General features: G+C 61.8%; 19 protein-coding genes and 1 pseudogene. 8 read left to right on the forward strand and 12 right to left on the reverse strand.

What is annotated here, in order from left to right; genetic code table 11:
* The first annotated feature begins 60 nt into the window (after positions 1-60).
* The 5 genes and pseudogenes from MKZ87_RS02600 to MKZ87_RS02615 all read left to right on the forward strand — a co-directional run bounded on the left by MKZ87_RS02600 (position 61) and on the right by MKZ87_RS02615 (position 5,493).
* Positions 61-1,185, forward strand: coding sequence for a sugar diacid recognition domain-containing protein (locus tag MKZ87_RS02600; protein ID WP_085702004.1), 1,125 nt, complete (start codon positions 61-63; stop codon positions 1,183-1,185).
* A 91-nt stretch (positions 1,186-1,276) separates the two neighbouring features.
* Positions 1,277-2,416: a glycerate kinase gene (locus MKZ87_RS02605; RefSeq protein ID WP_266200210.1), complete on the forward strand. Its 1,140-nt coding sequence runs from the start codon at positions 1,277-1,279 to the stop codon at positions 2,414-2,416.
* A 222-nt stretch (positions 2,417-2,638) separates the two neighbouring features.
* Positions 2,639-3,406: pseudogene (locus tag MKZ87_RS28965) on the forward strand (MCP four helix bundle domain-containing protein); the annotation flags it as partial.
* The gene (locus MKZ87_RS28970; RefSeq protein WP_416383541.1) at positions 3,401-4,264 is read left to right on the forward strand and encodes a methyl-accepting chemotaxis protein; all 864 of its coding nucleotides are present in this window, start codon (positions 3,401-3,403) and stop codon (positions 4,262-4,264) included. The pseudogene MKZ87_RS28965 and the gene MKZ87_RS28970, both read left to right, overlap by 6 nt.
* Before the next feature lie 41 nt (positions 4,265-4,305).
* Positions 4,306-5,493: a pyridoxal phosphate-dependent aminotransferase gene (locus MKZ87_RS02615; protein ID WP_085702007.1), complete on the forward strand. Its 1,188-nt coding sequence runs from the start codon at positions 4,306-4,308 to the stop codon at positions 5,491-5,493.
* A gap of 143 nt (positions 5,494-5,636) precedes the next feature.
* Here MKZ87_RS02615 and MKZ87_RS02620 read toward each other — a convergent pair whose 3' ends face one another.
* The 8 genes from MKZ87_RS02620 to MKZ87_RS02655 form a co-directional block, all read right to left on the reverse strand.
* The gene (locus MKZ87_RS02620; RefSeq protein ID WP_266200212.1) at positions 5,637-6,605 is read right to left on the reverse strand and encodes a 2-hydroxyacid dehydrogenase; all 969 of its coding nucleotides are present in this window, start codon (positions 6,603-6,605) and stop codon (positions 5,637-5,639) included.
* Between the two features lie 21 nt (positions 6,606-6,626).
* Positions 6,627-7,925: an MFS transporter gene (locus MKZ87_RS02625; protein ID WP_266200213.1), complete on the reverse strand. Its 1,299-nt coding sequence runs from the start codon at positions 7,923-7,925 to the stop codon at positions 6,627-6,629.
* A gap of 122 nt (positions 7,926-8,047) precedes the next feature.
* Entirely contained in the window at positions 8,048-9,013 is a 966-nt protein-coding gene (locus MKZ87_RS02630) for a sugar kinase (protein ID WP_266200214.1), read from the reverse strand.
* A complete protein-coding gene (locus MKZ87_RS02635; RefSeq protein ID WP_266200215.1) occupies positions 9,006-9,788 on the reverse strand; it encodes a sugar phosphate isomerase/epimerase family protein in 783 nt (260 codons plus the stop codon). Before MKZ87_RS02635 ends, MKZ87_RS02630 begins: the two co-directional genes overlap by 8 nt.
* An 84-nt stretch (positions 9,789-9,872) precedes the next feature.
* On the reverse strand, positions 9,873-10,901 hold the full coding sequence (locus MKZ87_RS02640) for a LacI family DNA-binding transcriptional regulator (RefSeq protein ID WP_323873465.1): 1,029 nt from the start codon (positions 10,899-10,901) through the stop codon (positions 9,873-9,875).
* A 158-nt stretch (positions 10,902-11,059) separates the two neighbouring features.
* Positions 11,060-11,701, reverse strand: coding sequence for a DUF1345 domain-containing protein (locus MKZ87_RS02645; RefSeq protein WP_085696045.1), 642 nt, complete (start codon positions 11,699-11,701; stop codon positions 11,060-11,062).
* Positions 11,702-11,780: 79 nt separating this feature from the next.
* Positions 11,781-14,879 carry a multidrug efflux RND transporter permease subunit gene (locus MKZ87_RS02650; protein WP_266200216.1) on the reverse strand — a complete coding sequence of 1,033 codons (3,099 nt, stop codon included), beginning with the start codon at positions 14,877-14,879 and terminating at the stop codon, positions 11,781-11,783.
* Between the two features lie 15 nt (positions 14,880-14,894).
* Positions 14,895-16,052: an efflux RND transporter periplasmic adaptor subunit gene (locus MKZ87_RS02655; protein WP_266200217.1), complete on the reverse strand. Its 1,158-nt coding sequence runs from the start codon at positions 16,050-16,052 to the stop codon at positions 14,895-14,897.
* A 273-nt stretch (positions 16,053-16,325) separates the two neighbouring features.
* Here MKZ87_RS02655 and MKZ87_RS02660 point away from each other — a divergent pair, with 273 nt between their 5' ends.
* Together MKZ87_RS02660 and MKZ87_RS02665 are read left to right on the forward strand one after the other, a co-directional pair.
* On the forward strand, positions 16,326-17,027 hold the full coding sequence (locus MKZ87_RS02660) for a response regulator transcription factor (protein ID WP_007960391.1): 702 nt from the start codon (positions 16,326-16,328) through the stop codon (positions 17,025-17,027).
* 4 nt (positions 17,028-17,031) lie between these two features.
* Entirely contained in the window at positions 17,032-18,333 is a 1,302-nt protein-coding gene (locus MKZ87_RS02665; RefSeq protein WP_266200218.1) for an ATP-binding protein, read from the forward strand.
* Between the two features lie 142 nt (positions 18,334-18,475).
* On the opposite strand, the gene pncA is transcribed toward MKZ87_RS02665, so the two are convergent.
* From pncA to MKZ87_RS02685, 4 genes are all read right to left on the reverse strand, one after another.
* Positions 18,476-19,102 (reverse strand): bifunctional nicotinamidase/pyrazinamidase, encoded by a 627-nt coding sequence (gene pncA / locus MKZ87_RS02670; RefSeq protein ID WP_085702014.1) that lies wholly within the window; start codon positions 19,100-19,102, stop codon positions 18,476-18,478.
* 50 nt (positions 19,103-19,152) lie between these two features.
* A complete protein-coding gene (locus MKZ87_RS02675; protein WP_266200219.1) occupies positions 19,153-19,911 on the reverse strand; it encodes an anti-sigma factor family protein in 759 nt (252 codons plus the stop codon).
* The gene (locus tag MKZ87_RS02680; RefSeq protein ID WP_139834807.1) at positions 19,908-20,393 is read right to left on the reverse strand and encodes an RNA polymerase sigma factor; all 486 of its coding nucleotides are present in this window, start codon (positions 20,391-20,393) and stop codon (positions 19,908-19,910) included. Before MKZ87_RS02680 ends, MKZ87_RS02675 begins: the two co-directional genes overlap by 4 nt.
* A 62-nt stretch (positions 20,394-20,455) precedes the next feature.
* Positions 20,456-20,989: a tetratricopeptide repeat protein gene (locus tag MKZ87_RS02685; RefSeq protein WP_085696053.1), complete on the reverse strand. Its 534-nt coding sequence runs from the start codon at positions 20,987-20,989 to the stop codon at positions 20,456-20,458.
* A 158-nt stretch (positions 20,990-21,147) separates the two neighbouring features.
* Here MKZ87_RS02685 and MKZ87_RS02690 point away from each other — a divergent pair, with 158 nt between their 5' ends.
* Positions 21,148-21,921, forward strand: coding sequence for a class I SAM-dependent methyltransferase (locus tag MKZ87_RS02690; RefSeq protein ID WP_266200220.1), 774 nt, complete (start codon positions 21,148-21,150; stop codon positions 21,919-21,921).
* Positions 21,922-21,996: the final 75 nt, after the last annotated feature.

Genomic DNA, 21,996 nt, shown 5'->3' on the forward strand with positions numbered 1-21,996 from the left:
GCCGGCAGACCCTGTGCGGGTGAACAACCGTCCGCGCCTGTTTTCAAGGATTTTCCCCTTATGTTCGAACTCGACCACGACCTCGCCCAGGACATCGTCGACCGGGCCATGGCCATTTTGCCGTACAACGTCAACGTCATGGACAGTCAGGGCCTGATCCTCGGCAGCGGCGAGCCGGAGCGGATCAACACCCGCCACGAAGGCGCGCAACTGGTGCTGGCCAACGGGCGGGTGGTGGAGATCGACGCGCAGACCGCCGTGCATCTGAAAGGCGTGCAGCCGGGGATCAATCTGCCGTTGCTGCTCGATCAGCGGTTGATCGGTGTACTCGGCATTACCGGCGAGCCAGAGCAACTGCGCACTTACGCCGAGCTCGTGCGCATGACCGCCGAAATGCTGGTCGGCCAGCGCAACCAGCAATCCGAACAGCAATGGCGACGGCAACGTTGCGATGACTTGCTTGCGTTGTTGCTGAGCGAGGCGGGGGATTCGCCAAGGCTGGTCGACGAGGCCCAGCAACTCGGGCTCAAACCGCAACTGACGCGGGTGCCGTATCTGTTTGAGCTGGGACTTGAACACGGGTCTGGACAAACCGTCGAGGCACTGAGTGCCTGGCTGATGTCGCGCTATCCCGACAGTTGGTGCGTAAGTTCGGCCAAGTCGTCGCTGCTGTGGTGCCGGCCGGCGAGTCAGAACGTCGAGCATGATCGCCTGCTGGAAAAACTCGATGGCCTGGGCTGGAACATCCTGCGCATCGCCGTCGGCGGGCAGGCCGATGGGTTGGCCGGGTTGCGCCGTTGCTATCGGCGGGTCGGCGATTTGCTCGCCTATGGCCGAGAAGTATTGCCGCACTCAAGACTGCTGACCCTCAATCGCTACCGCTTGCCGGTGATGCTCTGGCGCCATCGCAACGATGACGCGCTGGATGAATTGCTCAAACCGTTACGCAAAGTCATCGCCAAGGACAGCAACGGCCAGTTGCTCGCGACCCTGCGCAGCTGGTGCGATCACGACGGCCAGAGTCAGGCCTGCGCCGATGCGCTGGGGATTCACCGCAACAGCCTGCGTTACCGGATGGAGCGGATTGCCGAGTTGAGCGGGGTCGATCCATTGAAGCTCGATGGCATGTTGGCGCTGTATCTCGGGGTGCAATTGCTGCCGCAGACCGACGATTTGTCGAAATGAACAATAAACGCCCGCGCCACTTGTGCAGCGGACAGGCGTCAACGTTCCAAGCGACTGGCAGCATGAGGGGCATTGGAACTGGAGAATTCGCATGAAAATCGTCATCGCCCCCGATTCGTTCAAGGACAGCCTGAGTGCCCAAGGCGTTGCAGAAGCCATCGCGCTGGGCCTGGCGCAGGTCTGGCCGCAGGCGACGCTGGTCAAATGCCCGATGGCCGACGGTGGCGAAGGGACGGTGGAGTCGATTCTCGACGCCTGCGAGGGCGAGTTGCGCCGCACCCGTGTACGCGGCCCATTGGGCGCGGCGGTCGAAGCCGCATGGGGCTGGCTGCCGCACAACCACACCGCAATCATCGAAATGGCCGAAGCCAGCGGCCTGCAACTGGTGCCGCCGGGTCAACGCGATGCGTGCATCAGCAGCACGTTCGGCACCGGAGAATTGATCCGTGCGGCGCTCGATGCCGGCGCACAACGGGTGATTCTGGCCATCGGCGGCAGTGCCACCAACGACGGCGGCGCCGGTGCGATGCAGGCGCTGGGCGTGAAACTGCTGGATGCTCAAGGGCAATCGCTGGTGCCGGGTGGTCTGGCGCTGGCGCAACTCGCACGACTGGATCTCAGCGAACTCGACCCGCGTCTGGCACAGGTGCGCTTCGACATCGCCGCCGACGTCAACAATCCGCTGTGTGGCCCCCATGGCGCCTCGGCGATTTTCGGTCCGCAGAAAGGCGCGTCACCGGCGCAAGTGCAGCAACTCGATCAGGCCCTCGGTCATTTCGCCGAACTCTGCGCGCAAGCGCTGGGCAAGGATGTTCGGGACGAGCCGGGTAGCGGTGCGGCGGGTGGGCTGGGTTTTGCCGCCAAGGCTTTCCTCGGCGCACGGTTCCAGGCCGGGGTTGAAGTGGTCGCGGAACTGGTCGGGCTGGCGGATGCAGTAAAAGGTGCGGATCTGGTGATTACCGGCGAAGGGCGCTTCGATGCCCAGACCCTGCGCGGCAAAACACCGTTCGGCGTGGCGCGGATCGCCAAACAACACGGCGTACCGGTGATCGTCATTGCCGGGACTTTGGGCGAGGGCTATCAGGCTCTTTACGATCACGGTATCGATGCAGCATTCGCTGTCACCAGCGGCCCGATGACCCTCGACCAAGCCTGCGCCGAAGCACCACGCCTGTTGCGCGAACGCGCCACTGATATTGCCCGCGTCTGGCGCATGGCGACTCCGGCCTGACCTGTCACTCATCATCTAAAACGACGGGTGTTTCACCGCTGAAACACCTGCAACACTTTGAAAAATATTTCATCTTTACCCGCAAACTTCCTCAAGCCTGGCCGATAAAGAAATCAGGCGCACAACACTTCCAAAAACAGTGACGCCGGACTGAAGCCCGCCCCCATGGGCCAGTGATCACGGCATGGACGCTCGTAGTTTCAATCATCCGAGAGTCCTCCTATGTCCTTGCGTAATCTGAATATCGCGCCCCGTGCCTTCCTCGGTTTTGCCTTTATTGCTCTGCTTGTGATCGTGCTCGGCGTGTTCGCCGTCAATCGCATGTCGATCATCCGTCAGGCGTCCCTGGAGATGGAGTCGACACAGTTGCCCAGCGTCACTCAACTCGCCGTAGTGACGGAAAACGTCCTGCGACTGCGCATTCTCTCGTTCCGCATTCTGGTCAACCGCGACCCTGCCGGCTTGCAGGAAGCCCAGACCCGCATCGGCGTGCTGGTGGACAAGGTACGTACCGCCCAGGCGAGTTACGCGGCACTGCCGGCCGGTTCGGAAGAACGCGCGCTGTATCAGACATTCGCGACGACCCTCGACAATTACCTGCAAGCCCAAAACCAGATGATCGACTTGTCGCGCCAGGACAAGGTCGATGAGATGCGTACCCTGATCAACACGAAGATCAAGGACGGCACCGACAAAATGGGCGAACAGCTCAACCAACTGATTGCAATCAACTCGGCCGACGCGAAAACCGCGTCGTCCCAGGCCGGTGACCAGTACAGCGGCGCGATCACCGGGATCATTGTGGTGGCCGTGATTGCCGCGTTGCTGACCGTAGTGCTGGCCTTGTTGCTGACCCGCAGCATCGTCACCCCGCTGAACCGCGCCGTCGCTGCCGCCCAAACCATCGCCGACGGCAACCTGACCAAACCCATCGAAGTCGACGGCAAGGACGAACCGGCGCGCCTGCTTGAAGCCCTGGCCGCGATGCAGACCAACTTGCGCAAGACCATCGAACAGATTGCCGGCTCCGCCACGCAACTCGGCGCCGCTGCCGAAGAACTCAGCGCCGTGACCGAAGAAGCGTCCCGTGGCCTGCAACAGCAGAACAACGAAATCGAACAGGCTGCCACCGCCGTCAACGAAATGACCGCTGCGGTGGAAGAGGTGGCCCGCAACGCGGTGTCGACCTCCGAAGCGTCGAACCAGTCGACTCACGCCGCCCGCGAAGGTCGTGATCAGGTGGTGAAGACCGTCGACGCGATCCAGACCATGACCCACGACGTGCAGAACACCGCACAGATGATCGAAGGCCTGGCAGCTCAGGGCCGCGACATCGGCAAGGTGCTGGACGTGATCCGCGCTATCGCTGAACAGACCAACCTGCTGGCACTCAACGCCGCCATTGAAGCGGCCCGTGCCGGTGAAGCCGGGCGCGGTTTCGCCGTGGTCGCGGACGAGGTTCGTGCCCTGGCTCATCGCACCGCGCAATCGACTCAGGAAATCGAAAAAATGGTCGCCGGCATCCAGAACGGCACGGGCGAAGCGGTCGAGTCGATGCAGCAAAGCAACCAGCGCACCCAGACGACGCTGGAAATGGCCCGTGCCGCCGGCGTTGCGCTGGAACAGATCACGCAATCGATTCACCAGATCAACGAGCGCAATCTGGTGATCGCCAGCGCTTCGGAAGAGCAGGCACAGGTGTCCCGCGAGGTTGACCGCAACCTGGTGAATATCCGCGATCTGGCTACGCAATCAGCCGCCGGCGCTAACCAGACCAGCGCCGCGACCCACGAACTGTCACGTCTGGCGGTGGATTTGAATGCGATGGTGGCGCGGTTTGTGATTTGACCTAGGGTGAAGGCTGGAGACCGCGCAATCAGGAGACGTACATGCGCTATTCAGCCTTGACCCAACGAATCGCCGGGGAGGGAGCAGCGGCCTGGCGGATTCACGACCGAGCGCTGGAGCTGCGCGCCGAAGGGGTCGATGTGTTGCTGCTGTCGGTGGGTGATCCGGATTTCGACACACCCTTGCCGATCATCCACGGCGCCATTGACAGCCTGCTGGCGGGCGATACCCATTATTCCGAAGTGCGCGGCCGGCTGGCGCTGCGCAAACGGATTGCCGAACGCCATCGGCGAAAAAGTGGCCAGGATGTGGACGCTGATCATGTGATTGTGCTGCCCGGCGCGCAATGCGCCGTGTATTCGGTGGCGCAATGTCTGCTGGATCCGGGCGATGAAATCATCGTCGCCGAGCCGATGTACGTGACTTATGAAGGGGTATTCGGTGCTTGCGGCGCAATCGTGGTGCCGGTGCCGGTTCGTCCGGAAAACGGTTTTCGTGTCGACCCGGCAGATGTCGCAGCGCGGATCACCCCGAAGACTCGGGCCATGTTGCTCAACAGCCCCAACAATCCTTCCGGCGCCAGTCTGTCGTTGCTGATCTGGCAGGAGCTGGCAGCGCTGTGCATCCGTCATGACCTGTGGCTGATCAGCGATGAGGTCTACAGCGAATTGTTATACGAAGGCCAGCACGTCAGCCCGGCGAGCCTGCCGGGCATGGCCGAGCGCACCGCCACCATAAACAGCCTGTCGAAATCCCATGCCATGACCGGTTGGCGGATCGGCTGGATGATCGGGCCAAAGCCGTTGGCCGAGCATCTGGTGAACCTGTCGTTGAGCATGCTGTTCGGTCTGCCGGATTTTGTGCAGAAAGCAGCGCAGATCGCGCTGGAGAAGGATCTGCCGGAAGTGACGCAGATGCGCGAGGAATACCGGTTGCGCCGGGATCTGGTGTGCGAACGCTTGCACGACTGTCCGGGGTTGTACCCGATCAAACCGGATGGCGGGATGTTCGTGATGGTCGACGTGCGCCAGACCGGGCTCGGTGCGCAGGGTTTTGCCGAGCGGCTGCTGGAAGGGTATGGCGTTTCGGTGCTGGCGGGGGAGGCGTTCGGGCCGAGTGCGGCGGGGCATATTCGCATCGGGTTGGTGGTGGATCGGGTGAAGCTGGCGGATGCGTGTTCGCGGATCGCCTTGTGCGCTGCGCAGCTTTTGCAACTGCGAAGTGCCTGACCTCGATCGTTCCCACGCGCAAGCAACTACACCGATCGTTCCCATGCTCCGCGTGGGAATGCCTCAAGGGACGCTCCGCGTTCCAGCTCTGGAAGGGACGCGGAGCGTCCCGGGCTGCATTCCCACGCAGAGCGTGGGAACGATCAACGTGGGGGATTGACCAGGTTGGCGGGCCTGTCACCCGCCAACGCCGCCAACAGGTTCTCCACCGCACACCGCGCCATTGCCTCGCGCGTCTCATGGGTTGCCGAGCCCATGTGCGGCGTCGCTACCACGTTGTTCAACTGCAACAACGGCGAGTCATGATTCAACGGCTCGCGTTCGAACACATCGAGCCCCGCCGCGCGAATCCGGTTATGTCGCAAGGTGTCGATCATCGCGCCTTCGTCCACCACCTTGCCCCGCGAGATGTTGATGAAGATGCTTTCGGGGCGCATCAGCGCAAACTGTTCGGCGCCGATCAAACCTTCAGTCTGCGCGGTCAACGGCAACGTCAGACAAATGAAATCCGCTTGTCGCAGCAACTCCTCCAGACTGCGGTACTGCGCATCGAAACGTTCTTCGACCGCCGGTTTGCGCGACTGACTGTGATAGATCACCGGCATCCCGAACCCGAAATGCCCACGCTGCGCCAGCGCTTCGCCGATCCGCCCCATGCCGATAATGCCCAACGTCTTGCCATGCACGTCGGTGCCGAAATGCGCCGGGCCGATGCTGCGATGCCAGTGCCCGCCGCGCACCATGTTCGCCAGTTCAACCACGCGCCGGGCCGTGGCCAATATCAGGGCGAATCCGGTGTCGGCGGTGGTTTCGGTGAGCACGTCCGGGGTGTTGGTCAGCAGGATTTTGCGCCGGGTCAGGTAGTCGATGTCGTAGTTGTCGATGCCCACCGAGACGCTGGAAATCGCTTCAAGCTGCGGCGCCAGATCGAGCAGCGCCGCGTCCAGTTTCAGGCTGGCGCCGAGCAAGCCGTGGGCGCCCGGCAGGGCGTCGCGCAGTTTCATCAGGCCAGTGGCGTCGAGGCTGTCAATCAGCGTTACATCAACCTGCTCTTGCAGACGCGCCATCAGCGCCGGCGACAGTTTCTTGTACAACACAACCTGCTTTTTCATCGCAGTCATCTCTCTATCAATTCAGGAATGGGCCGGCAGCGGACGCGGTGCGCCGCGCTTGGCCGTCACCCGGTCGCTGGCGCCGGGCTTGAGAAAAATCGTCAGCACTACCGAGAGCATCAGCGCGCCGCTCATCAGCAGATACGAAGCGCCGGGCGAACCGGTGGAGCTGTTCAGGTAACCGACCAGATACGAGCCGCCGAACGAACCGAGGGCGCCCATGCTGTTGATCAGCGCCATGGCGCCACCGGCCACGTTGGCCGGAAGGATCTCCGGGACGATGGCGAAGAACGGCCCGTAAGGCGCGTACATGCAGGCGCCGGCAATCACCAGCAGCGTGTACGACCACCAGAAATGCTCGGCGCCCAAAGCGTAGGAGCCGTAGAACGCCACCGAGGCAATCAGTAATGGCGGCCAGACGAAGCGTTTACGCTTTTGCAGTTTGTCCGAGCCCCACGACACCAGCAGCATGCCGATCACTGCCGCCAGATAAGGCAACGCCGACAGCCAGCCGGCCTCGATCATGTCCATCTGCGCGCCGGCCTTGAGGATCGATGGCAGCCACAGCACGAAGCCGTAGACGCCGATGCTCCAGCAGAAAAACTGCAGCGCCAGAATGATCACCTTCGGCGAACGGAAGGCTTCGGCGTAGTTCTTCACCGCTTTGATTCCGACTTGTTCGGCGGCGAGAGCGCTTTCCAGATCGTGCTTTTCCTGGTCGTTGAGCCACTTGGCGTGGGCCGGGCGATCGTCGGCGAGTTTCCACCAGATGAACGCCCAGAGCACCGCCGGCAAGCCTTCGATGATGAACATCCAGCGCCAGCTGAAGTGCTGCACCAGATAGCCCGAAACCACCGACATCCAGAGCATCGTCACCGGGTTGCCGAGGATCAGGAAGGTGTTGGCCCGCGAACGTTCGGCACGGGTGAACCAGTGGCAGAGATAGACCAGCATCGCCGGCATCACTGCCGCTTCGACCACGCCGAGCATGAAGCGGATGACGATCAGCCAATACGCGTTGGAGACCACACCGGTCAGCGTGGCGAGCCCGCCCCAGAGAATCAGGCTGACGAAAATCAGCTTCTTCACGCTGTGCTTTTGCGCGTAGATCGCGCCGGGCACCTGGAAGAAAAAGTACCCGAGGAAGAACAGCGCGCCGAGCAGCGAGGACAGGCCCGGCGTGATCATGAGGTCTTCAGCCATTCCGGAGGCGGCGGCGAAGCCGTAATTGGCCCGATCCAGGTACGCCAGGCTGTAGGTGATGAACACGATCGGCATGATGTACCACCAGCGGCGGGTGGCGAGGGTTGCGGTTTTCATGGTCTTGCTCCTGAGCTTGTTGTTTTTGTCGCAGCAGGTTCAATGGTTTATTGCATGCTCGTTCCCACGCTCTGCGTGGGAATGCCTACGGGGACGCTCCGCGTCCCATGTGACGCAGAGCGTCACGGGCTGCATTCCCACGCGGGAGCGTGGGAACGATCAGCAGGGAGTTCGGATCGGGTCGGCAAACCCTCCATGTCGCCACGGCTCTGCACCGCGCGACTGCCAATCCAGTTGGCACGTCTGACCGCTTCGGGAAAGCTCTGATGCTCCAGCAGGGCGCTGATCATTCCGACCGCAAATCCGTCTCCGGCGCCGACCGTGTCGACCACAGTTTCGACCGGCACACCGGCGACAAACCCCTGATCCAGATGCGTGCGGTAATACGCACCCTGCGGCCCGAGCTTGATCGCCACGGCTTCGGCACCCTGATCGAGGTAAAACGCAGCAATATCCGCCGGGTCTTCAAACCCGGTCAGCAAGCGACCTTCACTCAACCCCGGCAACACCCAGTGGGCGAGAGCGGCGAGGCGGTTGATCTCGGTGATCATCTCCCGCTCGCTGGCCCACAGGCTCGGGCGCAGGTTCGGATCGAACGACACACTGCGCCCGGCGTTGCGCATGCGGGTCATCAATTCACGGGACATTTCCCGGGCCGATGCCGAAAGCGCCGGCGGAATGCCGGTAGCGTGCAGATGCCGGGCGGCGAGCAGCGTCGGAGTGATCGACAGCGGCGACAGATGACTGGCCGCCGAGCCCCGACGGAAGTACTCGACCGTCGGATCGCTGCCGTCATCGTTGCGCGACTTGAGCTGGAAACCGGTCGGGTGCGCGTTGTCGACTTCCACATGGCTGCAATCCAGTCCTTCGCGAACCAGGGTCTCGACGACAAATCGTCCCAGCGAATCGGCACCGACCCGGCTCAGCCAGGCAACGTTGAAACCCAGCCGGGACAACCCGATGGCCACGTTGCTGTCGGCCCCGGCAATCCGCCTGTGGAACTGATCGACGAATGCCAGATCACCGCTCTGTTCGGCGACAAACATAGCCATGGTTTCACCGAACGACAGAATATCGATCTCAGACATGAGCAGGCTCCAGGCGGGATTGGCCGAGGCGGGCAAGGGCAGCGACGTGTTCGGTGGTGAGTTGCACCAGGTCCTCGCCCTGCAACGGGTATTCGGCGGCGCGCATGACCCCTTGGGCCATGTGCCGCAGCAGTTGTTCCCACAGATGCAGGTCGGTGGCGGCCGGCGGAACCGCAACCAGTTTGCCGTCGGCACGGCGGGCCACGGCTTTGCAATGCACATAACCGACGTGGCGGCCCAGCAGTCGTGCAGCGCTGTTGGCGGACTGGTCTTGCCACTGCCAGTTGCCGATATCGAAAGTCATTTTGATGGGCAGGCTGTGTTGTTCGACGGCGGCGAAGAAACGCTGGAACGGCTCGATGCGACCACCGTGCAGGGTCTGATCGTTCTCCACCAGCAGTTGCACCGGGCTTTGCGCAAGGATTTGCGTCAGTGTCTGCAGATCATTGTTGTCGGTGAAGAATCCCAGGGAAACCTTCAGCCACTTCGAACCGAACGCTTCGGCGTTGTGCAACGCGGTGATGAGTTCGGGATTGGGCCGCGACTGACCGGCGAGCCACAGTTCGGTGGGCGAGGAGTAGATGCTTTGCAGACCTTGAGCTTGCGTGGCGGCGGCGAGTTGTCCAGGGACTTCATTGGTCAGCAGTTCTTCGCGCCATTCGATGCGATTGGCGCCGGCGCTGGCCAGCACTTCGATGAATGAAGCCTGACCACGCTGGCGAACAAGGTCGGCGCCGTAGCTGGACAAACTGATGGAAACGGCAGGTTTATTCATTGTTATCTACCTCTGAAACCGGTTTCATTTTTGTTCAAAAAAAACATCAAGTTGTGCAGTGCTCTTTCGGGCCCCTTCGTCGGATCAGTCACCACAAAAGCCACGGGTCGAACCGCGCTCGATCAACACAGGTGCAAAATCCAGCGTCCGCGCCGCTTCATCATTCCCACGTAAACGCTTGAGCAAGCATTCAAATGCCTGCGCCCCAATCTCGGCGGTTGGCTGGGCGAGTGCGGTAATCCCGCTGCCCACCAACGGATACCAATCCAGGTCATCCAGCGCAATCAACCCGACATCCTTGAACAACCGGCAGCCAATCTCACGTAAAGCCAGGGTGCAGGCCAGCGCCGCCACGCCATTGGCGCAGAAAAGGGCTTTCGGACCCGAATCAGGTGTGTTCAAAAAGGTTTGAAGATCGCTCGCAAGGCTTGGGCCGGTTTCCACCACCGCGCCACGCATGTCTTCGCGCTGGCCAATCTGCTGCTGAAAACTGCTGACCCGCTCGATCCGTGAACTGGTGCCGTCATAGGGCTCAGTCACCAGCAGCACGTCGCGGTAGCCGCGCTGCTGAAGATGTTCCAGCGCCATTTCGATGGCTTGCGGATTGTTCAACCCGACCATGTCGCTGTCGAGCCCGTCGACCTTGCGATCCACCAGCACCAGCGGCATTTCCCGCTTCAACTCGTCCAGTTCATCCCGGTGATGGCCCAGAGTGTTCACGATCAGCCCTTCGATGTTGTACGAGCGCAGCAGTGCCAGGTGCTGGCGTTCCTGCTCGTCATCGCGATCGGTGTTGCACACCACCAGGCTGTAACCGTGTCGGCGGCAGGCGGTTTCCACCCCGTGCATCACGGCAATCGAATAAGGGTTGCGAATATCGGCCACCAGCATGCCGATCAGGCGCGTGCGGCCGCGTTTCAGGCCTCGGGCCATTTGATTGGGGCGGTAGCCGAGTTCGGCAATCGACTGCTCGATGCGCTGGGCAATGGCATCGGAGAGCAGGGCGCGGTCATCGCCGATAAAGCGCGAAACGCTGGCCTTGGACACGCCAGCGTGTTCGGCGACGTCAAGCATGGTCACGCGGCTGCGCTGGGCGGCGGAGAAGTCGTTCACGGTCTGAAACCTTGTTATTGGATTTGTCAGGTCGGATCACTGTATCTGGATCTGAAACCGGTTTCAGGAAACACCAGAAGAGAATCGATCGTCAAGTGAATGATCGGGAGAAATTCGTAAGTCGCCGACAAATGGCGTTTCGCAGGGAGCCGCTGACGTCAGCCAAACAAGCCGGCGGCGATGTTGATCGAGAACCCCAGAATCGCCGTATTGAACACAAACCCGATCAATGACTGCGCCAGCACGATCTTGCGGATCTCCCGCGTAGCCACACCGACATCCGCCGTCTGCACCGCCACGCCGATGGTGAACGAGAAGTACAAAAAGTCCCAGTAATTGGGTGTGGTCAGGCCCTCGGCAAATCGCAGCGCCGGCTCCTTGCCGTCCCAGGTGTAAAACAGCCGGGCATAGTGAACGCAGAAAATCACCCCGATCAGCAGCCATGAGCCGATGACCGTCAATGCGGTAAAACCGTAATGCAGAAGTTTGCGGGTGGTTTCCAGATCCTTGCTGCCAGCAAGCTCGACGGTAATGGCCGCCAGGCTGGTCAAAGCGGCAATGCAGACGACGAACAGCACCAACCCGGCATTTTCATCCTCGACTTCGGCGATGCGTCTGACGTCCGGCGCTTTGGCGCGGATGGTCAGCCAAAGCATCAGGATCAGGTACGTCCAGACTCCGGCGTTCCAGCCGATGAGGATTTTGCTGATAACGGAGTCGGCCGGGGCCAGCAGGCCTGCGGCAAGGCCGAGCAAGGCGGCAGCGGAGAGGCGAGGGTGGGTGCGGGCGAGGAAGCGCATGGGGACTCGATGGGCCAGGGTGGTTCAGACACCTTAGCCCAGCGCGGCGACCTGTGGCCACCGCGCCGGGAGCGCTCGATTACTCAGGCTTGGTGAACCGGCGCACAAGCTTGATCACGACAACGAAGAACACCGGTACAAAGATCACCGCCAATGTTGCGGTAATCATCCCGCCAATCACCCCGGTACCAATCGCCTGCTGACTCGCCGAACTCGCGCCCGTGGCAATCGCCAACGGCACCACGCCGAGAATGAACGCCAGCGAGGTCATGACAATCGGCCGCAGCCGCAGACGTGCCGCTTGCAGCGTGGCGTCAATCAGATCGTAACCTTCGTCATACAGGCTTTTGGCGAACTCGATGATCAGGATCGCGTTCTTCGCCGACAGACCGATGATGGTGATCAGCCCGACTTTGAAGAACACATCGTTGGGCATCCCGCGCAAAGTCACCGCCAGCACTGCGCCGAGCACACCGAGCGGCACCACCAGCAGCACGGAAGTCGGAATCGACCAGCTCTCGTACAACGCCGCCAGGCACAGGAACACGATCAGCAGCGACAACCCGAGCAGAATCGGCGCCTGACTGCCGGACAAACGTTCCTGCAGCGACAGACCGGTCCATTCCTGACCCATACCTTTCGGCCCTTGCGCTACCAGTCGTTCGATCTCCGCCATGGCCTCGCCGGTACTGTGGCCGGGTTTCGGCTCACCGGAAATCGAGATTGCCGGGTAGCCGTTGTAGCGGGTCAGCTGCGCCGGGCCTTGGGTCCATGTTGCTCGGACAAATGCCGACAGCGGCACCATTTTCCCTGCGTCGTTGCGCACGTGCATTTTCAGCAGATCATCGACCTGACTGCGGCGATCGCCTTCAGCCTGTACGACAACGCGTTGCATCCGCCCCTGATTGGGGAAGTCATTGACGTACGAAGAACCGATGGCAGTGGACAGCACGTTGCCGACGTCGGCGAAGGAAATGCCCAAGGCGTTGGCCTGCTTGCGATCCACTTCCAACTGCACTTGCGGCGCTTCGGCCAGAGCACTTTCACGCACGTTCATCAGGATCGGGCTTTTCTCGGCGGCTTCCAGCAGTTGGGTGCGTGCCTCCATCAAGGTTGCGTGGCCGAGGCCGCCGCGATCCTGCAGGCGAAATTCGAAGCCGCTGGAAGTGCCGAGGCCGTCCACCGGCGGCGGCAGCACCGAAAACGCCATCGCATCCTTGATCTGACTCAGGGCGATGTTGGCGCGGTCGGCAATCGAACTGGCCGAATCATCGCTGCCACGCTGTGACCAGTCCTTGAGCGTGGTGAACGCCAGTGCGGCGTTCTGCCCGCTGCCGGAGAAGCTGAAACCCAGAATCACTACGCTGTCACTGATGCCCGGTTCGCCATTGTTGTGCGCTTCAAGCTGTTCGGCGACCTGCACGGTCCGGTTCTTGGTCGCGCCCGGCGGCAACTGGATGTCGGTGATGGTGTAACCCTGATCCTCGACCGGCAGGAACGAAGAGGGCAGGCGCGCGAAGCACAGGCCCAGACCCACCAGCAACACAACATAGATCAGCAGATAACGACCGGTGCGTTTCAGCGCGTAACCGACCCAGCCCTGATAGCGATCGGTCAGTTGCTCGAAGCGGCAATTGAACCAGCCGAAGAACCCGGTCTTCTCGTGATGTTCGCCCTTGGCGATCGGCTTGAGCAGCGTTGCGCACAGTGCCGGGGTCAAGGTCAGGGCAAGGAACGCCGAGAACAGAATCGAAGTGGCCATCGACAGCGAGAACTGTCGGTAAATCACGCCCACCGAACCCTGCATGAACGCCATCGGAATGAACACCGCCACCAGCACCAGCGTGATACCGATGATCGCGCCGGTAATCTGCCGCATCGCCTTGCGCGTCGCCTCTTTGGGCGACAGGCCTTCGGTGGCCATGATCCGTTCGACGTTCTCCACCACGACGATGGCGTCGTCCACCAGAATGCCGATGGCCAGCACCATGCCGAACATGGTCAGCACGTTGATCGAGAAGCCCAGCGCGAGCATGGTCGCGAAGGTGCCCATCAGCGCCACCGGCACCACCAGCGTCGGGATCAGGGTGTAGCGGATGTTCTGCAGGAACAGGAACATCACCGCAAACACCAGCAACATCGCCTCGCCGAGGGTGTAAACCACTTTGGTGATCGAGACCTTCACGAATGGCGAGGTGTCGTAGGGAATCTTGTATTCCACGCCCGCGGGGAAGTAGCGCGACAGTTCATCCATCTTCGCCCGGATCAAGGTCGCAGTGCTGAGGGCGTTGGCGCCCGGCGACAGTTGCACGCCGACGGCGGTGGACGGCTTGCCGTTCAGGCGGGTGCCGAACTGGTATTCCTGGCTGCCGATCTCGACCCGCGCCACATCCTTGATGCGTACGGTGGAACCATCCGGATTGGCCTTGAGCACGATGTCGGCGAACTCTTCCGGCGTCGACAGTTGGCCCTTGACCAGAATCGTCGCGGTGATCTCCTGAGTGCTCGGGTTCGGCAGATCGCCGATGCTGCCCGCCGAGACCTGGGCGTTTTGCGCGACGATGGCGGCGTTGACGTCAGCCGGCGTCAGGTTGAAACCGATCAGCTTCTGCGGATCGACCCAGATCCGCATCGCCCGCTCGGCGCCATACAGCTGGGCCTTGCCGACGCCGTCGATGCGCTTGATCTCGTTCATCACGTTGCGCGCCAGATAATCGCTGAGCGCTACGTCATCGAGCTTGCCGTCGCTGGAAGTCAGGGTGATCAGCAGCAGAAAACCGGCGGAGACTTTCTCCACCTGCAAACCTTGCTGATTGACCGCTTGCGGCAGGCGCGACTCGACCACCTTGAGGCGGTTCTGCACATCGACCTGCGCCAGTTCCGGGTTGGTGCCCGGCTGGAACGTGGCCTTGATGGTGGCGCTGCCGAGACTGCTCTGCGATTCGAAATACAGCAGGTGATCGGCGCCGTTGAGCTCTTCCTCGATCAGGCTGACCACACTTTCGTCGACGGTCTGCGCCGAGGCGCCCGGGTACACGGCATAGATTTCGATCTGCGGCGGCGCGACGTCGGGGTATTGCGCCACCGGCAATTGCGGGATGGCCAGCGCACCGGCCAACAGGATGAACAACGCGACGACCCAGGCGAACACCGGGCGGTCGATAAAGAACTGCGGCATAGAAGAGCGTCCTGCTTACTGACCAGAGGTCTGGGCAAGTGGAAGAGGGGTGTCGTCGATCTGCACCACTTCGCCCGGGCGGGCGTGTTGCAGGCCTTCGATGACAATGCGGTCGCCGGCCTTCAGGCCACCGGTGACGATCCAGCGGTCGTTCTGTACGGCGCCCAGTTGCACCGGTTGCAGGGCGACGCGCTTCTGATCGTCGACGGTCAGTACCTGCGCCACACCGGCGCTGTCACGCTGCACCGCGCGTTGCGGCACGGTCAATCCGTGCTCAATCACGCCTTGTTCCAGACGCACGCGAACATAGCTGCCGGGCAACAGGTCCAGGTCGGGGTTTGGAAACTCGCTGCGCAGAATAATCTGCCCGGTGCCCGGATCGACGGTGATGTCGCTGAACAGCAACTTGCCCGGCAGCGGATAGAGGCTGCCGTCGTCCTGAATCAACGTGGCCTTGACCTGATCCTGGCCGACCTGCTGCAACTGGCCGGAACGGAAGGCCCGGCGCAGCTCATTCAGTTCGCGGGTCGACTGGGTGAGGTCGGCGTGGATCGGGTTCAGTTGCTGGATCAGCGCCATGGGCGTGGTTTCGTTCTGGCCGACCAGCGCGCCTTCGGTCACCAAGGCACGACCGACGCGCCCGGAAATCGGCGCGGTAACGGTGGCGTAGCCCAGATTCAGCTTCGCGCGCTCGACGGCTGCCTTGTTGGCCGCAACGTCGGCAGCGGTCTGCCGGGCATTGGCGCGGGCGTTGTCGTAGTCCTGAGCGCTGATGGCCTTGTCGTCGATCAACTGGGCGTAGCGCTGTTCCTGCAGTTTTGCCTGGAACGCGTTGGCCTCGGCCTTGCGCAGGGCCGCTTCGGCGCTATCGAGGTCAGCCTTGAACGGTGCCGGATCAATGCGGAACAACACGTCACCCTTTTTAACGTCGCTGCCTTCGCGGAAGGTGCGTTGCAGCACGACGCCAGCCACCCGGGCACGGACTTCGGCGATGCGTGGTGCGGCAATCCGCCCGCTGAGTTCGCTGCTGATCGACAGGGGGCGCGCCTCAAGGGTTTCGATCCGCACGGTGGCCGGCGGTGCCTGTTCCTCGGCGTTCGAGGATTTATCACAGGCACTCAGCGTCAGCGCCAGTGCGATCAGGCCGAGCCCGGCCAGCAGATTCTTCGACATGTACAACCCCCAATATTGATCTGCGCATCCTACGGACAGTCGCCGAGGGTAGCGGTGAAGCTTTGTAGGTGCTGTGTGAAATTGTGTAAGGGTTTTGCTCGGGGACGAGTGAGGGCGTATATCCTTTACGCCTTGAATTATTTCGTGACTGTTAAGCCGCTTTCGCGAGCAAGCTCGCTCCCACAGGTTTTGTGAACGACACAAATTCAATGTGGGAGCGAGCTTGCTCGCGAAGAGGTCCTGACAAACACCACTGCAATATCTGGATCATCAATGCCCAACATCCTCCTGGTCGAAGACGACACCGCCCTCGCCGAACTGATCTCCAGCTATCTCGAGCGCAACGGCTATTCCGTCAGCGTGATCGGCCGGGGCGACCATGTGCGCGAACGGGCAAGGCTCAATCCGCCGGACCTGGTGATCCTTGACCTGATGCTGCCGGGCCTTGACGGGTTGCAGGTGTGTCGCCTGTTGCGCGCCGATTCGGCAACGCTGCCGATCCTGATGCTCACCGCTCGTGACGACAGCCACGATCAGGTGCTGGGCCTGGAAATGGGCGCCGACGATTACGTGACCAAGCCCTGCGAGCCGCGCGTCCTGCTGGCGCGGGTCCGTACTTTGTTGCGTCGAAGCAGCCTCGGCGAACCGATGACCGCCAACGACCGGATTCTGATGGGCAATCTGTGCATTGACCTGTCGGAGCGCACCGTGACCTGGCGCGAGCAACCGGTCGAGCTGTCCAGCGGCGAGTACAACCTGTTGGTGGTGCTGGCCCGTCATGCCGGCGAAGTGCTGAGTCGTGACCAGATCCTGCAACGCCTGCGCGGCATCGAGTTCAACGGCACCGATCGTTCGGTGGACGTGGCGATTTCCAAGCTGCGACGCAAGTTCGACGACCATGCCGGCGAGGCGCGCAAGATCAAGACCGTGTGGGGCAAGGGTTATCTGTTCAGCCGTTCCGAGTGGGAATGCTGATTCGATGTTCAGAATCCTGTTTCGCCTCTACCTGGTAACGATCGTTTCCTACAGCGCGGCGATCTATCTGGTGCCGGATCTGGTAGTGATGGCGTTCAGGGACCGCTTCGTGACTTACAACCTCGACTATTCCCGGGGCCTGCAGTCGCTGATCACCAAGCAGTTTCGCGCTGCGCCGCAGGATCAGTGGCCCGCGGTTGCGGCGTCGATGGACAAGGATTTCCAGCCGCTGCACATCGTCCTCGCCCGTGTCGATAACGCCGACTTCACCCCGATTGAACAAGAGCGCCTGCGTCGCGGCGAAAACGTGGTGCGTATCGGTGACTGGGGCTGGCGGACGTTGGCGGTCACGCCGCTGAACGACGAAATGGCGGTGCAGATGGTGGTGCCGCCGGATCCGATGGACGTGAACCTGTTGTACTGGAGCATCAACGTACTGATCGGCGCGAGTCTGCTGGCGTGCCTGTTGCTCTGGTTTCGCCCGCACTGGCGCGATCTGGAACGCCTCAAGGGCACGGCCGAACGCTTCGGCAAGGGCCATTTGAGCGAACGTACGCAGATTGGCCCGAATTCGAACATCGGCAGTCTGGCCCACGTGTTCGACACCATGGCCGGCGACATCGAAAACCTGCTCAACCAGCAGCGGGATCTGCTCAACGCCGTGTCCCACGAACTGCGCACGCCGCTGACCCGCCTGGACTTCGGCTTGGCGCTGGCGCTGTCCGATGACTTGCCGCAAGCCAGCCGCGAACGCCTGCAAGGGTTGGTCGCGCACATTCGTGAACTGGATGAATTGGTGCTGGAGCTGCTGTCCTACAGCCGCCTGCAGAATCCGGCGAAGCTGCCGGAGCAGGTCGAAGTGTCGCTGGACGAATTCATCGACAGCATTCTGGGCAGCGTCGACGAAGAACTGGAATCCCCGGAAATCGTCATCGATGTGCTGCTGCACAATCAGCTGGAACGCTTCTCTCTCGACCCGCGCCTGACGGCCCGGGCGATTCAGAACCTGCTGCGCAACGCCATGCGCTACTGCGAAAAACGCATTCAGATTGGCGTGCAGGTATGCCCGAAGGGGTGCGAGATCTGGGTGGATGACGACGGGATCGGCATTCCGGAAGACGAGCGGGAGCGGATTTTCGAGCCGTTCTATCGCCTGGATCGCAGCCGCGATCGGGCGACCGGCGGCTTTGGCCTGGGGCTGGCGATCAGCCGTCGGGCGCTCGAGGCGCAGGGCGGTACGCTGACGGTGGAAGGCTCGCCGTTGGGCGGGGCGCGGTTCAGGCTCTGGCTGCCAACCCCGACCTGATGATCGCTGAGTTCCCACCCAGAGCGCTGATCGTTCCCGCGCTCTGCGAGGGAATGCCGCCTAGGACGCTCCGCGTCCTTTGTGACGCAGAGCGTCACCGTATGCATTCCCACGCGGAGCGTGGGAACGATCAGCAAGTCGGTCAAAGCAGTTCAGTCGACTGGATCAATCCGACCCCGGCTACCTGCATCCGCTCGATCGCCGTCGCCCGCGAGCCATTCAAATCAATGGCCCGGCACGCATCCAGCACTACAAAGGTGTTAAACCCCGCCGCCCGTGCATCCAGCGCAGAGAACATCACGCAGAAATCCAGCGCCAGGCCGACCATGTACACCGTGTCGATGCCGCGCTCCTTCAGATAACCGGCCAGACCCGTGGTCGTTACGCGATCCGCTTCCAGAAACGCCGAATAGCTGTCGATGTCCGGGTTGCAACCCTTGCGGATGATCAACTGCGCGTGGGGCAGGTCGAGTCCCGAATGAAACTCGGCACCGCGTGAGCCCTGAATGCAGTGATCCGGCCACAGCGTCTGCTCGCCATACGGCAGTTGAATCAGGTCGTAGGGCTGGCGGCCGGGATGACTGGAGGCAAACGAAGCATGTCCGGCCGGGTGCCAGTCCTGGGAAATGACCACTTGCTTGAACTGCCCGGCGAGCCGGTTGATCAGCGGCACGATCAAATCACCTTCGGGCACGGCCAACTGGCCACCGGGAATGAAGTCGTTCTGCACGTCGATGACCAGCAGGGCTGTGCGTGGCGAAATCGGCATAAATCCATCCTTCTTGGAAACTCACCCGGGCAGCATAGTGAAAAAATTCTTTAACCGTTGAGCCGGGTCTTAAACATTTTCGCCATGTCTTCCAGTTCGGAAGCCGGGTGATGGCCGATCAGCATCCAGGCGTGTTCGCGTTCGGTCCAGTACACCACGTTCATTGCGTGCCGACGTTCATGGGCCAGCGGCTGGCTGCCGCTGTTGGTGCGCGTGACGCACAGCGCCAGCGGGCCGTGGGTGGCGTCGAGCCAGGTCATCTGGGCGATGGGCACGCCGTCGTATTCAAGGAGCTGCGCGCGTTTGAACTGCGCGCCGGGCAGTTTCAGTTTCGCCGGCGACAGGCTTACGCCCAGCCGCGCATCGACGGTTCGCAACTGTGCCAGTTGCGAGGCTTCATCAGTGGGCAGATGTTCGAGGGTCTGCGGCACATACAGCGCCATGTAATCACCCACCAGCTCGCGCCAGTTGTGCGATTGCTGTGTCTGCCAGGCCAGAAACAAGCGGTCCGCCGCGACACCTGCGAGCGCCACGCCCGCTGCCGCTGCGCCGATGAACCAGCGCCGGCTGAAACCGGGCTTCTGCGGTGACGGCGCGGCGTCGAGTCGGGCCTGCAAGCGATCAAGCGGCGCCTGTTGCGCCAGTTCGTCGTAGGCAGCCTTGAATGGCAGGCTGCTGCGGCTCAGCCATTGCACCCGCAAACTCAGCAACGGATCGTCGGCAATGAGGCTGTCGAGGTGGCTGCGCTGTTCTCGGTCCAGTTCATCGTCCAGATACGCCACCAGTTGCTCGTCGGAAGGCGTATTCATTGCCGGTCTCCTGCGGGGCTGTTCGGTACCGCTTGCAACGGCGGGTATTCGGCCAGTTTCAGGCGCGCGGTGGCCAGGCGACTCATGACCGTGCCGATCGGCACTTGCAGGATCTCGGCGACTTCGCGGTAGGACAGGCCTTCAACGTAGGCCAGATATACCGTTTCGCGCTGGGTTTCCGGCAGCGCATCGACCCGGCGGATTATCTGCGCTGCCATGACGTGGGTCTGCGCGGCGTATTCGCCGTCGAATGCCAGCTGGCTGTCGGCGTCCACTACGCCCTGACCCTGGCGCACCCGGCGGGCGCGCACTTCGTTAAGCCAGATCGAATGCAGAATGCTCAGCAGCCAGCGGTCCATGCGCGTGCCGGCCACGTACTGGCCCGAACGCTCGAGCGCCCGCACGCAGGTGGCTTGCACCAGATCCTCGGCCACGTGCCGGTTGCGCGACAGCAGCAAGCCGTAACGCCACAGGCGTGCCAAGTGTTGCCCGAGTTCGGCTCTGAAGGCCTGATCGCTGAAAATGTTCGCCTCCGCGTGTCGTGTCAGGTTTTCGATGAGTCGTTGATGGCTTCGGCCAGGTCCCGGTATTCCTCGCAGGTCGTGCCGCAAATCTTCCGGATGTGCTGCAACTGCTCCTGCGCCAGATCGACGCGGCCCTTGATCACATAGGCTTCGCCCAGGTACTCGCGGACTTGCGCGTACTGAGGATCAAGCTTGACCGATTGCAGGTAATAACCGATGCCTTCGTCGGTGCGCCCCAGTTTTCGCGTGGCATAACCGCGATAGTTGAGGGCCTTGGCGGTATTCGGTTGTTCCAGCGTGTCGAGCAGGGCCAGGGCTTCTTCATAACGTCCGGCCTTGGCCAGACGGTAGGCGTAATCGGTCCGGTCGGCGTCGGGCACCAGACGGCTAGTCTGCATCACGCACTTCTGGGTTTTGGTATCGAACACCTGGCCTTTGGGGCAGTTGGGTTTCTGCACCGGCGCCTCTTCATCGCCATTGGCGAAGGCGAGGGGGCTCGCGAAAACGGCGGCCACCAGCAACGGGGCGGCGAACATAACGGAACGGATAGTCATGGGCAAGGCTCCACAGAGAGGCATGTTTTACTTTGAACACCGCAAGGTGAAAATTTATTCATTGCTTTGTCAGGCTTTGTTAAAGGAAAGCCCTTTTTCCGGCGTTATGCTCGTCAGCATTCGTTGTCGATCTGCAGTTCTACCATGGGAGTTTGGCCATGAAAGATCAGGTTCACCACTCGGCCGCCAGCGGCTACAAAACCGCCGCCGACACCTACGTCAAAGGCCGGCCCGACTATCCGCCGGCCGTCAGTGAATGGCTGATGGGCACACTGGGCCTTGATGGCCACAAGACCGTTATCGACCTCGGCGCCGGCACCGGCAAATTCACCGGACGGCTGGTGGCGACCGGTGCCCAGGTAATCGCCGTCGAACCGGTGGCGCAGATGCTGGAAAAACTGTCACTGGCGTGGCCGCAGGTGCTGGCTGTCAGCGGTACGGCAACGGATTTGCCGCTGCCCGATGCCTCGGTGGATGCGGTGGTCTGCGCGCAGGCCTTTCACTGGTTTGCCAGTACCGAGGCGCTGGATGAAATCGCCCGGGTCCTCAAACCGGGCGGCAAACTGGGTTTGATCTGGAACCTGCGCGACATCCGGGTCGACTGGGTGCCCAAGCTGGACGCCATCGTCAATGCGCTGGAGGGCGACACGCCGCGCTTTTACACCGGCGAATGGCGCAAGGCCTTTCCCCATACGGCGTTCGGGCCCTTGCAAGCCCAGCACTTTCAGCATGGCCATACCGGCTCGCCGGAAGATGTGATTTTCAACCGGGTGCGTTCCACCAGTTTCATTGCTGCACTGAGCGACCAGCAGCGCGAGAGGATTGACGAGCAGATAGCAGAGCTGATTGCCGGCGAGCCGCTGCTGCGGGGCAGGGACGTGGTAACAGTGCCCTATGAGACGGCGGCCTTCGTCGCAGTGAAGAACGGCTAGAGTCCCGCATTTGGCCGAACCGCCGTGCTGATGCCTTGTTATAGTTCGGGCCTCATTTCCAGCCCGGTAAAGGAT

Origin of the sequence: Pseudomonas sp. MCal1, from assembly GCF_026341415.1 — a bacterium.
GTDB lineage: Bacteria > Pseudomonadota > Gammaproteobacteria > Pseudomonadales > Pseudomonadaceae > Aquipseudomonas.

What these genes read in the sequence shown, in the direction of transcription:
- MKZ87_RS02605 (WP_266200210.1), top strand. Translation starts at nt 1,277, where the DNA reads ATGAAAATCGTCATCGCCCCCGATTCGTTCAAGGACAGCCTGAGTGCC.
- MKZ87_RS02675 (WP_266200219.1), bottom strand. Translation starts at nt 19,911, where the DNA reads ATGAATACGCCTTCCGACGAGCAACTGGTGGCGTATCTGGACGATGAA.
- MKZ87_RS02625 (WP_266200213.1), bottom strand. Translation starts at nt 7,925, where the DNA reads ATGAAAACCGCAACCCTCGCCACCCGCCGCTGGTGGTACATCATGCCG.
- MKZ87_RS02620 (WP_266200212.1), bottom strand. Translation starts at nt 6,605, where the DNA reads ATGAAAAAGCAGGTTGTGTTGTACAAGAAACTGTCGCCGGCGCTGATG.
- pncA (WP_085702014.1), bottom strand. Translation starts at nt 19,102, where the DNA reads ATGCCGATTTCGCCACGCACAGCCCTGCTGGTCATCGACGTGCAGAAC.
- MKZ87_RS02615 (WP_085702007.1), top strand. Translation starts at nt 4,306, where the DNA reads ATGCGCTATTCAGCCTTGACCCAACGAATCGCCGGGGAGGGAGCAGCG.
- MKZ87_RS28970 (WP_416383541.1), top strand. Translation starts at nt 3,401, where the DNA reads ATGCAGACCAACTTGCGCAAGACCATCGAACAGATTGCCGGCTCCGCC.
- MKZ87_RS02660 (WP_007960391.1), top strand. Translation starts at nt 16,326, where the DNA reads ATGCCCAACATCCTCCTGGTCGAAGACGACACCGCCCTCGCCGAACTG.
- MKZ87_RS02690 (WP_266200220.1), top strand. Translation starts at nt 21,148, where the DNA reads ATGAAAGATCAGGTTCACCACTCGGCCGCCAGCGGCTACAAAACCGCC.
- MKZ87_RS02685 (WP_085696053.1), bottom strand. Translation starts at nt 20,989, where the DNA reads ATGACTATCCGTTCCGTTATGTTCGCCGCCCCGTTGCTGGTGGCCGCC.
- MKZ87_RS02645 (WP_085696045.1), bottom strand. Translation starts at nt 11,701, where the DNA reads ATGCGCTTCCTCGCCCGCACCCACCCTCGCCTCTCCGCTGCCGCCTTG.
- MKZ87_RS02635 (WP_266200215.1), bottom strand. Translation starts at nt 9,788, where the DNA reads ATGAATAAACCTGCCGTTTCCATCAGTTTGTCCAGCTACGGCGCCGAC.
- MKZ87_RS02600 (WP_085702004.1), top strand. Translation starts at nt 61, where the DNA reads ATGTTCGAACTCGACCACGACCTCGCCCAGGACATCGTCGACCGGGCC.
- MKZ87_RS02665 (WP_266200218.1), top strand. Translation starts at nt 17,032, where the DNA reads ATGTTCAGAATCCTGTTTCGCCTCTACCTGGTAACGATCGTTTCCTAC.
- MKZ87_RS02655 (WP_266200217.1), bottom strand. Translation starts at nt 16,052, where the DNA reads ATGTCGAAGAATCTGCTGGCCGGGCTCGGCCTGATCGCACTGGCGCTG.
- MKZ87_RS02650 (WP_266200216.1), bottom strand. Translation starts at nt 14,879, where the DNA reads ATGCCGCAGTTCTTTATCGACCGCCCGGTGTTCGCCTGGGTCGTCGCG.
- MKZ87_RS02630 (WP_266200214.1), bottom strand. Translation starts at nt 9,013, where the DNA reads ATGTCTGAGATCGATATTCTGTCGTTCGGTGAAACCATGGCTATGTTT.